General features: G+C 64.5%; 8 protein-coding genes. All 8 read left to right on the plus strand.

What is annotated here, in order from left to right; all coding sequences use genetic code 11:
- Positions 1-14 precede the first annotated feature (14 nt).
- The 8 genes from PXH66_RS12570 (at position 15) to PXH66_RS12605 (ending at position 12,890) form a co-directional block, all read left to right on the plus strand.
- A complete protein-coding gene (locus tag PXH66_RS12570; RefSeq protein ID WP_330928803.1) occupies positions 15-2,030 on the plus strand; it encodes a heparinase II/III domain-containing protein in 2,016 nt (671 codons plus the stop codon).
- A gap of 17 nt (positions 2,031-2,047) precedes the next feature.
- Positions 2,048-5,035, plus strand: coding sequence for a PVC-type heme-binding CxxCH protein (locus PXH66_RS12575; protein WP_330928802.1), 2,988 nt, complete (start codon positions 2,048-2,050; stop codon positions 5,033-5,035).
- A 12-nt stretch (positions 5,036-5,047) separates the two neighbouring features.
- Positions 5,048-6,268, plus strand: coding sequence for a hypothetical protein (locus PXH66_RS12580; RefSeq protein WP_330928801.1), 1,221 nt, complete (start codon positions 5,048-5,050; stop codon positions 6,266-6,268).
- 34 nt (positions 6,269-6,302) lie between these two features.
- Positions 6,303-7,850 carry a sialate O-acetylesterase gene (locus PXH66_RS12585; protein WP_330928800.1) on the plus strand — a complete coding sequence of 516 codons (1,548 nt, stop codon included), beginning with the start codon at positions 6,303-6,305 and terminating at the stop codon, positions 7,848-7,850.
- Between the two features lie 181 nt (positions 7,851-8,031).
- Entirely contained in the window at positions 8,032-10,392 is a 2,361-nt protein-coding gene (locus PXH66_RS12590; RefSeq protein ID WP_330928799.1) for an alpha-L-rhamnosidase-related protein, read from the plus strand.
- A gap of 6 nt (positions 10,393-10,398) precedes the next feature.
- On the plus strand, positions 10,399-11,136 hold the full coding sequence (locus PXH66_RS12595) for a sugar phosphate isomerase/epimerase family protein (RefSeq protein WP_330928798.1): 738 nt from the start codon (positions 10,399-10,401) through the stop codon (positions 11,134-11,136).
- Between the two features lie 18 nt (positions 11,137-11,154).
- Entirely contained in the window at positions 11,155-12,231 is a 1,077-nt protein-coding gene (locus PXH66_RS12600; protein WP_330928797.1) for a Gfo/Idh/MocA family protein, read from the plus strand.
- Positions 12,228-12,890, plus strand: a complete 663-nt coding sequence (locus PXH66_RS12605) for a 3-keto-disaccharide hydrolase (protein WP_330928796.1) — start codon at positions 12,228-12,230, stop codon at positions 12,888-12,890. Before PXH66_RS12600 ends, PXH66_RS12605 begins: the two co-directional genes overlap by 4 nt.
- Positions 12,891-12,895 lie beyond the last annotated feature (5 nt).

Below are 12,895 nucleotides of genomic sequence, written 5' to 3' on the forward strand. Positions count from 1 at the left end.
CTCCCTCTCCCTTGATGCCCTCACTCTCGCCCCGACGCTGGGTTCAGATTGTCCCCTTCGTTCGTTTTTGGCTGCTGTTGGTCACCTTCGGCAGCGCCAAGTTATCGGCCGACTCCACCGCTCCGGGCCTCTATTTCAACGCAGCCGAGTTGGTCGCCCTGCGCGAGAAGCTGACGCAGCCTCCCTTTGACGAACGCTTCCAACGCCTGCTCGCGATCGCGGAACAGTTTCTCGACGCCCCGTTGCCGTCGTTGACGGAACCGACGCGCTATCGCCCGCGCGACAGTCTCGGTATCACCCTCAACTGTTCGTTTGCCTATGCGATCACGGGCGATCGCCGTTTCGCCGACCGCGCTCGGCGGGAGGTCACTGCCTTGATGGAGCGCGACACGTGGATCACCGCCGGAGACTACAACAAGGCCGCCGATCTCTCGACGTCCGAGTGCAGCGTGGCCGCCGCGATTTGCTACGATTGGTGCTATGACACCTTCACGCCCGACGAGCGCGCCGCTTATGTGGAGCGCGCCCTCACGCTGGGCACGCGCGAGTATCTCGCGAGTATCGAGGAACACGACGACTGGTGGGTGAATAACCCGGTCACCAATTGGAGCGGCGTGTGCCACGGCGGCGGTGGTTTGCTCGCCCTCGCACTCTACGACGAATCAGCCGAAGCCCGTCGCGCCTACGCCTACGCCCGTCGGCAAGTGCCACGATTTTTGCGCGATGTGGTCGGCGTCGATGGCGGCGGCCATGAGGGTGTGATGTATACGCGCTACGGCATCGAGTTCGCTTTCTTTTTCGCCACCGCCGCCCACCACCGTTTTCCGGGCTCCGACCTCGACCGACTTTTCACGAACTTGAGCAATCGCCTCCCCGGCTACTGGGACGCCGCCATGCAGGCGCCCGACGACCGCTTCGCCAACTTCAACAACATGAACGAGACCACCTATCACGGGCTCTATGCGCGGGATCACGCCAACGCGGAAGGTGGCCCGAGTTCCACCCTCAGCGCCTTGTTCGAGCGCATGGCCGCCGAACACGGTTCCGCGGGGACCGGCCGCGATTCGTCGGTCGATGCGCTGCTACTCTGGGGCGCCGACCACGGTGGCGGCGCGTTCTACACCAAGGGTCCCTCCCCGTTCTGGTATCTCTGGCGTCGCGCGGTGCCACCCGCCGCATCGCGTCCTCCCCTGCCCGACGCGATGTTGTTTCGCACCGCCGGCCACACGATCTGGCAAACCCCCGACACCTGGCTCGTCTACAACGGCGGCTGGACCTCCGACCGCAGTCATCGCAACCACGACCTGGGCACGTTCATCTACGTGCACGATCGCGAACGATTTGTCGTCGATCCCGGCTATCGCAAGAGCGACACCGCCGAGCATTCCACCATCACCATTGACGAGCAAAACCAACCCGCCGACGTGCGGGGCCGTTACCTCGCCTGGACCCGAACCGAAGATTTCAAGTATCTGCTCAGCGACCTCACGACCTGCTACGGGCCGGACCTGCGCAAATTCCATCGTCACCTGCTGATGTTTAACGATGGCACGCTCGTGATCGTCGATGACCTCAGTTCCAACGGTCGACCGCACTACGATTGGCGGCTCCAAACCCGATTCACTCCCACCATCGACGGCAACACGATCACCTTACCCGGCGAACATTCCATGCTGCATGTCGTCAGTGCCGTGCCCTCCGCCGCTGATATTTCCATCGGCGAAAACTCCCTCAATTTCATTTCGATCAAACCGTCCGCGATCAGCCCCGGCGACACCCTCTTCGTGACCGTGCTGCAACCCGGCGCACCTGATTCCGCGCCGCCCACCGTTACCACTCATTCCACCGCCGATACCACGCGCATCTCCATCGCCAAACATCGCCAATCGACCACGGTTGATTTCGCCCGATCTTCCTCCCTGGTGCTCACCCACGTGAACCACCATGCGGTCGCCCCCCCGATCGCACCGACCGAACGCACTTTCACCCGCCTGACGGCGCCACTCGACGCCACTCCCAAACCACGCTAGCCCTCCCCTGCCCCGCCATGCTCTTGCCCCGCCGGTTCGTCCTCCTCCTGCTCTGCTTTCTGTATCCATTTTACGGTTTCGCCCAGGACGGCTTCCCCGTCGCCGCCGGTTCCGGACTCCTCCCCGAGGATGCCGCTGCCGCCATGACCATGCCGGAAGGTTTCCAGGCCAAGCTCTTCGCCGGTGAACCCGACGTGCATCAACCAATCGCCTTCACCATTGACGAACGGGGCCGTCTCTGGGTCGTCGAAAACTATTCCTACCCCGACTGGTCGCCCTACGGTCGTGATCGCATTCTCATCCTCGAGGACACCGACGGCGACGGCTCGTTCGACGAGAGCACCGTCTTTTTCGACCAGCTCAACTTTGCCACCGCCATCGCCGTCGGCCACGGCGGCGTGTGGGTCGGCACCGCCCCCTACTTGATCTTCATTCCCGACAAGAACCGCGACGATATTCCCGATGGTCCGCCGCAAGTCGTGCTCGACGGCTGGGGGCACCAGGACACCCACGAAACGCTCAACAGTTTTGTCTGGGGACCCGATGGCTGGCTTTACGGCAACCAAGGCATCTTCACCCATTCCAACGTCGGCGCCCCCGGTGCCCGCGACGACGAACGCACTCCGCTCAACGCGTGCGTGTGGCGCTACCACCCGACCAAAAAGATCTTCGAGGTCTTCGCCGAAGGCATCAGCAATCAGTGGGGCCTCGACTTCAACGACACCGGCGACGCCTTCGTCACTGCCTGCGTCATTCCTCACCTCTATCACGTGATCCAAGCGGGCCACTACCAGCGTCAAGCGGGCCAGCACTTCAATCCCTACACCTACGGCGACCTGCAAAACATCGGCGACCATCTTCACTACGACAACGGCGTCAGCTGGGTGGATTCCCGCTTTGGCGCGGGTGGCACCGACGCCGCCGGCGGCGGTCACGCGCACGCGGGCACGCTCATCTACCTCGGCGACAATTTTCCCGCCGAATACCGCGGTTCGCTGCTTACTCACAACATCCTCGGCAACCGCATCAATCGCGACACGCTCGCCCCCGTCGGCTCCGGTTACATCGGCTCGCACGCGCCCGATTTCATGAAAGCCAATGACGGTTGGTTCCGCGGTCTGCGGCTCGAAACCGGTCCCGACGGATCGCTCTTCAACAGCGATTGGTATGACCCGCGCGCCTGCCACCAACAGCGACCGCACGACCGCACCAACGGCCGCATTTACAAGATTTCCTACGGCACCCCCGACCCCGTCCTGGTCGACCTCGCCGCCCTCAGCTCCGCCGAGCTCGTTGCGCTCCAACTTCACCCCAACGAGTGGCACGTGCGCCGGGCTCGCTTGATCCTCCAAGAACGCGGCCCCGATCCCGCCGTCCATGACGCACTGCGGGAGATCATCCGCACCAACCCGGATGTCACCCGCCAACTCCGCGCCCTGTGGACCCTGCATGTCACGCGCGGTCTCAACAGCACCCTCGCCCTCGAGCTGCTGCGTTCCCCCGCCGCCTACGTGCGCGGCTGGACCGTTCAACTCATGACCGAGGATCGCAATCCCGCTCCCCGGGTGCGCGCCGCGTTCGTCGAGCTCGCCACGAACGACGCCTCGCCCATCGTGCGCCGATTCCTGGCCTCCGCCGCCCAACGCATCGCTCCGGCCGATCGCTGGGACATCGTGGCAGCATTACTCACGCACGGCGAGGATGCCGACGACGCAAACCTGCCGCTGCTGTATTGGTATGCCGCCGAGCCTCTGGTGGCGCTCGATCCCACCCGGGCCATGGCCCTCGCCACCGCCAGTCCGCTGGCATCCTTGCGCCCATTCTTTCTGCGTCGCCAAGCCGAAGCTGCCGCGACCGCCAGCGCCGCAGGTCAAGCCGACGACTCCTCCGGCCTGGCCAACCTCGTGCAAACCCTCGGTGCCACGGACGACACCACGTGGCAACATGAGGTCCTGTCCAGTCTGCTCGCCGCCACCGCCGGTCGCACGGACCTGGACGCGCCAGAAGGTTGGGCAGACACCTATCGCAAGCTCAACACCAGTCCCGACCTCGATCTCATTGCCCAGGCCGACACGCTCGCCGCCCGCTTCGGTGACAAAGGCATTTACTGGGCCAAACGTCGCGTCGCCGGAGATGCCTTTGCTCCGCTGCCCGCACGCCAGGCTGCACTCGAAATCGTGCTCCAGCGCCGCAACTTCCAGATGGCGCCATTCTACCAGGAACTGCTCACGGAGCCCGGCCTGCGCCTCCAAGCCCTGCGCGGACTCGCCCCCTACGAGGTGCCGGGCACGCCCGAGGCCATTTTCGCGGCCTACCCGACCTTCGAACCCGACGAAAAACGTCTCGCACTTTCCATTCTCGCCCAACGGGAAACCTACGCCCGCGCGCTTTCCACCGCCATCGCCTCCGGCACGATCCCGGCCAGCGATCTCGATGCCGGTCTCGTCCGCCAGCTCCGCCTGCGCAACGACTCCGAGATCGATCAGGTGCTAACCACCCATTGGGGAGTCATGCAGGAGTCGTCCGAATACGCCCAAGCGGAAATCGATCGCTGGAAAACCATCCTTACCCCCCAACGTATCGACTCCGCCGATACTGCCAATGGTTACCGCATCTTCGCCGAAACCTGCGCCTCCTGCCATGTGCTCTTCGATGAGGGCGCCGACTTGGGACCCGAACTCACCGGTTCCAATCGCAAGGACATTGACTACCTGCTCGCCAACATCGTCGACCCCAACGGCACCATCGGTCGCGACTACCTGCTCACCATCGTCGAAACCCACGACGGCCGTTCGGCCGCGGGCATCGTCAAACGCGAAACCCCCACCGGCGTGACACTTGCCAACGCTGCCGAGACCGTGACCTTCGCCCGTGCCGATATCAAAGCGGTCAATCGCCTCGAAGTTTCACTCATGCCCCCCGGCCTGCTCGAAGGTCTCGCCGAGCCCGAAGTCGTCGATCTGGTCGCCTACCTCAACGCCCTCGGTCCGGGCGCTCAGCCGTAAACCCGCCGGGCCATGAACTTCACCGCTTCCAGCCGCGCTTGTCGGGCCACCATGGGGCTGCTGACCGCTGTTCCCGCGATGGCGGAAAGTCAGCCCACCCCCGTCACCGTGACCAGCCAACCTCAGTTCCAGCTCTTTGTGGGCACCGAACTCTTGGTGGATCTGGCGGGTGATCCGGCCCCCGTGGAGAGTTTTGGTCGCGACGTGTTCGTTGCGCGCACCGCCGACGGCCCCCGACGCCTGCCGGTGGAAACCCTCGATCAGGTCCGGGTTAAATCGCGGGTTCGACTCACCGAACGATTGGCCACGGTGACCGACCTTCGAGGTAAACCCACCATCGCGCGCGCCACCCGATCGAGCGATACGTCCGGGCAGTTGTCCCGCATGGTCATGTCGAATCTCCAACAGCAGCAGCAAAGTGGGCAAGACTTGGCCATCATGGCGGCGGAGGACCAAAATTCCGCCTTGGCGGAGATGTCCGAATCCTATCAATCGCGCCCTTTCGACACCCAGATGCCCGACCTGACCACATCGGACGGGAGCGTCCGTGTCACTGAAGCGTCCCCCATCGCGATCTGGCAGCGGGACGACTGGGACAGGCGTCCGCCGACCGATCGCGAGGTGGATGCATACGGTAACGCCCTCGAGGTATCGTGTGAAATCTCCACTTCCCGGCCCGTGGATTCCCCCTGGGGCGCCTGGATCTGTCTCGTGCGTGATCCCCAACGCAACGTGCGCGAGCTTCAGGTCCTGCGCCTGCATCGCCTGCCGTCACTCGGACCGGCACCACGCCGCATCTCCCAACAGCTCCGAGGCTTCCCCCCCGGGTTCGAACTCCAAGAAGTTCGACTCGCACTCTACGACGAAGTTGGGGAGTGGGCCACTTCCGTCAGCCCCCGGCGCTACGCCATCACGGCACCACAGGCCCGGGAGTATCTTATAACCGAATACACGACGGACCACCGCCGGGCCACCACCCCGCCCGTCCCCATGCGGGACCTCGCCTCACTATGGCGCGAGCTAACCACGTCCGGACTGTCGCCGCAGCAGAAATTCAGGGTCGAGATTGACGCGACCGGCATCGCCGGAGCCGTGGAACTCGTCGACCCCACCCCCACCGCCGACGTCGAGGCCTACCAGACCTACCTGCAACACGTCATCTTCTACCCCGCCCTCAGCCAGGGCTCACCCGTCGCCGGAATATTCCGCGGCACGCTACCGGACCTGCGCTGATCCCCCCCCTAACGCCTCCTCCTCCATCCTTCTTATGCCTACCTCCTCCCGCCTCCGCCTCCTCCTCGCGGCCGTCCTGATCGCGACCGCCGTGCATGCCGCCGTCACCCCTGCGCCCCCGTTCGCGGACGGTGCCGTGTTGCAACGCGACAAACCCATTGCCGTCTGGGGCACGGCCGATCCCACCGAATCCGTGACGGTAAGTTTCCACGATCACACCGTCAGCACCACGGCCGCTGCCGACGGCCGTTGGTCGGTCACGCTGCCGGCTCTCCCCGCGGACAGTCGCAACGCCACGCTGACCATTGCCGGCACCAATGAGATTACGGTGGCGGACGTGGTGGTGGGCGATGTCTGGCTCCTCTCCGGTCAATCCAATATGGAATGGCCGCTGAAACGTGCGAACGATGCGGACAACGAAATCGCGGCCGCAAACCATCCGCTGATCCGACACCTCAAAGTGCAGCACCGGCTGGCGGCCGAACCCCGCATCGCCGTGGACAACACCGGCTGGGTCACCGCCACCGCCGCGACCGCCGGAGAGTTCTCCGCCATCGGCTATTTCTTCGCCCGCGAGGTGCAGGCCGAGATCGGAGTTCCCATCGGTTTGCTCAACATTTCCTGGGGCGGCTCGCCGATCGAGCGCTGGACCAGTGCCGAAGCCATCGCGACTCAGCCCGACCCGTCACTTTATCGGACCCGGTTCGAAGCCGAGGTCGCGAGCTACCCGGAGCGCCTCGCCCATTGGGAGCACGTCAACGGGGCCTACGAAGCTGATCGCGCCGTCGCCGAGGCGGCCGGCGAGCAAGCCCTCGCCGCGTTCGACCAGACCACACGTCGTCCGTGGAAACCCGGCAATCCCGCGCATCACCACGGCCGCCCCTCCAGTATGTTCAACGCCATGATGACTCCGTTCGTGCCCTACGGCATCCGTGGCATGCTCTGGTATCAGGGCGAAGCCAACGCCAACCGCCACGGAGAATACCGGGATCTGTTCACCGCTATGATCACTGACTGGCGCGCGAAATTCGGCCAGGGCGATCTGCCCTTTTATTGGGTGCAGCTGACAAACTTCCACCAGCCTGCGCGATGGGAATGGGACGGACGCGAGTGGGGCTTTCTGCGGGAAGCTCAAACGCAATCCCTCGCGCTCCCCAATACGGCCCAGGCCGTGATCGTCGATATCGGCAACAACTTCGACATTCACCCGCGCAACAAACAGGATGTCGGCGCCCGCCTCGCCGCCATCGCGCTCACTCGCATCCACGGCATACCCCGTGAAACCTCCGGGCCGACATTCGCCGGAGTCACCCGCGATGGTCCTCGCCTGCGCGTCGGTTTCGACCACGTCGCCGGCGGACTCGTCGCTCGCGACGGTGCGGTCCGGGAGTTGGAAATCGCCGGAGCCGACGGCGTGTTTCACCCCGCTCGCGGCGACGTGGTGGGTAGTGTGCTCATCGTGTCCTCGCCGCAGGTGCCCGAGCCGGTCGACGTGCGCTACGCCTTCACCAACGGCCTGGAGGTCAATCTGTTTGGCGCCAACGGTCTGCCCGTCGCTCCCTTCCGCAGCGACGATCGATAAGAACCGACACCACACAAATCGGCTCGGCGCGCCCAGCAGCATGGGCCGTCGAGCCGGATGCAGCGCGCACGCTTTATCACGCATAACAACGGGATGAATTTTTTCCCGTTTGAGCCTGCCCGTCACCTGATGGGATGAAGTGCGGCGGAACTTCAACTCTGATTCAGTTCCGTCAAACCCCATGCCTGTCGCCCTGTCCTCCTCACCCGCCGTCGCCGTCGACGCGTTTCCTCCTTTGCACGCCCGTTTCGTTTGGTCGGATCAAACCTGCAACGAAGACCTCACGGTTCACTTGTTTCGCCGCACGTTCGAGGTCGCCGATCTCCCCGCTTCGCGTCGCATCATTGTCACGGCGGACAGTCGCTACGTTCTGTGGCTGAATGGAGAACGCCTCGGCCGCGGTCCGCTGAAGGGCACGCTCGAACACTATCACGCCGAGGTCTACGAACTCGCCGGACGCCTGCGCGCCGGGCGCAATGTGCTGGCCGCCGAGGTGCGATGGTTCGGTCGTTCCTGTCCTCGCAGCGAAGTGCACAGCTCACTGCCGGGGTGGTTCGTGCAGGGACTGGAGGACGACGAACTTGATACACCGGGCGCGTGGCGCGTCTGCTCGGACGATTCCGTCACCCCCGGCTGGGATGATCCCTATTCCGACGCCCAAAATTGGTTGGGCCCGCTCGACAAAGTCGATCTGTCACGGCGTCCGCGCGGTTGGGCCGGTCTGGAATTCGACGATCACAACTGGACGGCGGGGCAAGCGGTGGGCGGATCGTTGGCCCCCAATCCGTGGGCGGAATCCCACACCCATCAACTTCAACCGTGCGACATCCCCCTGCTTTCCGAACAGCGGCGGCTCCTGCCCGATGCCTGGATTGATCGGCAACCCGCAACCTTGCCCTGGACGGTTCCGGCGGGCGAAGCCGGTGAACTTTGGCTGGGCGCGGGCGCCTTGACCACCGGGTATCCGGTCTTCGAATTTGCCGGCGGCGCCGGGCGCGAGGTGCGGGTGGTTTATGCGGAGGCGCTCGGTCATTGGGAGGAGCGACGCGGACGGAAGGTCTGGGTCAAACGCGGTCGTCGCGATGACGTCGCCCACCTGTATCCGCACGGCAATCGCGACGTGATCTGCCTGTCCGGCGAGGGCGATGTGTTTGAACCGTTTCACTGGCGCACGTTTTGGTTTATCAAAATTGAGATTCCGGTCGGCGACGCCGCCGTGACGCTGCGCACCGCCCATCATCGGTTCACCACCTTTCCGCAATCGTTCACCGCCCGCTTCACCTGCGCCGAACCCGATATCGCTCAGTTGTGGGACATCAGCCTGCGCACCCTGCAACTGTGCGCGCACGAGACCTACGAAGACTGTCCCTACTTCGAGCAGCTCAACTACACCGGCGACACGCGCCTGCAGGCGTTGTGCAGCCGGTATCTCGCCAACGACACCCGACTCGGCCGCCGTTGCCTGCGCTTGTTTCGCGAATCCCTCGGTGCCGATGGTCTGACCGGAAGCCGCATCCCGGCGCGGGGTCGGCAGGTCATCCCGGCGTTCTCACTGCATTGGATTCTCATGTTGCGGGATCATTGGGAGTGGGTTGGCGAGGACGACCGGGAATTCGTGCGCGGCTCGTTGGCATCCGTCGATGCCATCCTCCTGAATTTCCGGGACCGTTTGCTCGACAATGGCTTCGTCGGTCGGCGACGCGGCTGGGATTGGACGGACTGGGCGGAGCGGCGGCATCACTGGCACCACGGCGTGTCTCCCGCCGTCGCGGCCGGCACCGGATCGACCTATCTTACCGCGCTTTATGTTCTCGCGCTCGACGCGGCCGCCGAGCTCCACCTCGCGACCGGCATCACCGCGGAAAGCGTGCGTTGGATCGCCCTGAGTCGCGAGTTGCGCGCTACTCTGGCCACAACGTGGGACGAGCAGCACGGCTATTTCATCGAGGGGCCGGGCCGGGAATCCGATCCCTTTTCGCAACAGACACAGACGTTTGTCATTCTCGCGGGTGGGGCCAGCGACTCCCAGCTCGCTCGCATCGGCGCGCGGCTGGTCGACGATGACACCCTGGTGCGGGCGTCGTTGGTGCATCGCTACTACGTCGCCCAAGCGCTGGCCCGACTCGGCCGCTACGACCGTTTCTTCCCCGCTTTACTCGAACCCTGGCGGGAGATGCGCGCGAACGGTCTCACGACCTGGCAGGAGCATGCCGACCCCTCCCGCAGCGATTGCCACGCGTGGTCGAGTTGGATCGTGATCGCGTTCTTCGCCAACGTGCTCGGGGTGCAACCGGCGGCTCCCGGCTGGACGGCCATTCGTATCGAGCCGCAGTTAGACGCCACGGACCACGCCGAAGGTGAAATTAACACACCCGTCGGCGGGGTTCAGGTCGCGTGGCGGGTCACCGGCCCCAATCAAGTCGCACTCACCATCGAAGCCCCGGCCGATGTGCCGGTCTTGGTGAAGTTGCCCGGCCAAGCCGAAAAATCGTTCGCCACCGGCGGCTCCATCCATCTCACCGCCCACCGTCAGGCCAGCTGAACTTCCATGTCCACCATCCCCGCTTCTCTGCAACTCTGGTCCGTGCGCGACGCGGTCAAAGCGGACTTCGCTGCGACCGTGCAAGCCGTGGCCGACATCGGCTACGCCGGCGTCGAAACAGCCGGCTACGGCAACCTCGACGCGACGGCTGCCGCCACCGCTATCACCGCCGCCGGGCTCAAGTGCTCCGGTATGCACGTCGCCCTCGCGCGGCTGCGTCACGAGGCAGACGAGGTCCTGATCGAAGCCAAAGCGTTGGGCACGTCCCACGTGATCTGCCCCTTCTTTCCGCGTGAACTCACGACCTCGGCCGCCGCCTTCGTCGCTCTCGGCGAGGAACTCGACCGCATCGGCGCCTACTTCCGCGCCCACGGCGTTGCCTTGCACTACCACAATCACGAACACGAGATCGCCCGCTTCGACGGCCGCCTCGGTTTTGACTGGCTCCTCGATGCGGCTCGCCCCGCCAATCTGGGCTGCGAGCCCGACGTCTACTGGCTGACCGTCGGCGGCAAGGATCCGGCGGCGTTTCTCCGCGAGCAAGGACGCCGCGCTAAACTCATCCACCTGCGCGACAAAACCGAGATCGGCACCGGCGCCGTGGACTTCGAATCCGTATTCGCCGCAGCCGATGCCGTCGGCGCCGTCGAGTGGTATGTGGTCGAAGTCGGCGAGCCCAGCATCGAGCCGCTGGCGGCCGTGCGGCAGTCTTGGGAAAAGCTCCGCTCGTGGGGCCGCGTTTAAGCCAATCAAACCCGCTTCATGTCCTCATCCTCTCTCAACATCGCCGTGATCGGTGCCGGTGCCATCGGCCTCAATCATCTCGAAAATTTCCAACAACATCCCGACGCCCGCATTGTCGCGTTGGCCGAAACCTCGCCCGAGCGCGGTCGCGAGGCCGCCGACAAATTCGGGGTGCCCGAGCTGGTGACCGACTACTCAACGCTGCTCGAACGCGACGATATTGATGTATTCTCGATCGCGTTGCCCAACTTCCTGCACGCGCCCGTGACGCTCGCCGCCCTGCGCGCCGGGAAGCACGTCATGCTCGACAAACCCATGGCGACCAACGCGGCCGAAGCCACCGAACTCGCCGCCGAGGCGGAGCGTCAGGGCAAGGTCCTCATGGTCGGCCAGAACAACCGCTTTACCCCCGAGGTGCAGACCGCCAAGCAGCTCATCGCTGACGGCGTGCTCGGCGAGGTCTACCACGCCAAGACCGCATGGACGCGCCGCGCCGGGATTCCGAAAATTGGCTCGTGGTTTACCCAACGAAAATTCGCCGGCGGCGGGTGCTGCTACGACATCGGCGTGCACGCGCTCGACCGCTGCCTCTATCTCATGGGCGAGTTCGACGCCGTTTCGGTGACTGGCCAAACCTACGCCAAGTTCGGTCCGCGCGGTCTCGGTCAGGGCAACTGGGGCAAGAGCGAAGCCGATCCCCACGCGACCTTCGACGTCGATGATCTCGCCGTCGCCTTCATCAAACTGCGCAGCGGTCGCACCGTGCTGCTCGAAGCGTCGTGGGCCGCTCACCAACCCGATCCCGACTTCAACGGCACCCAGCTTTTCGGCACCGAAGCCGGCGTGCAGTTCCCGCCCCTGCGCCTCTTTCGCCACGGCGAACACGGCTATCGAACCGAGCTCGTCGATAGCACCACACCGCTCGCCGACCCCAACCGCATGGTGCACTTCGTCGACGTCGTGCTGGGTCGCGCCGAACCCTACGTCAAAGTCGCCGAGTCCGTCGCCGTGCAGCGGATACTCGACGCCATTTATCAATCCACCGCCAGCGGCCGTGAGGTGCGACTGGACGAAACGCCCGTCACGCCATCTTGAAACGAATCCTGTTCGCTCTATCGCTTTTGACGGCGGCTCTCACGGCCGCCGCTGACGACTGGGTGTCGCTCTTCAACGGCGAGGACCTGTCGGGCTGGCGGGTGCACGGCGGCGGCGCGACTTTCGTCGTCGAAGACGGCGCGATCGTGGGCCGCAACGGTCCCGACCATAACACGTTTCTGTGCACCGATCGGGACTACGCGGACTTCGAGTTGGAGTTCGAAGTGAAGCTGATTTCACCGCTCAATTCCGGAGTGCAAATCCGCTCCACATTTCGTCCCGAAGAACGGGACGGCCGCATGGTCGAGCGCGTCTATGGACCGCAGATCGAAATCGAGGGATCGCCCGGTGAATCAGGCTACATCTTCGGGGAACGCGCCGGCGGTTGGTTGACGCCGGCGGACAAATTGATTCCGCATGACCTCTTCAAAGCCGGTGAATGGAACCACTACCGCATCGTCGCCCAGGGACCGCGGATCCAGACTTGGATCAACGGCGCGTCGGTGAGCGACCTGACGCATCCGCTGATTTTCGCGCATCACGCCACTGGGTTTATCGGCCTGCAAGTGCACCAGATCGAAGCGGAGCCCGCCACCCGCAAGGTCGCTTGGCGTCACATCCGCGTCCGCGAAGTCTCCGGCAAACCCATCCAACCCTGATATGT

Origin of the sequence: Synoicihabitans lomoniglobus, from assembly GCF_029023725.1 — a bacterium.
In the GTDB taxonomy this organism is placed as follows: domain Bacteria; phylum Verrucomicrobiota; class Verrucomicrobiia; order Opitutales; family Opitutaceae; genus Actomonas; species Actomonas lomonigloba.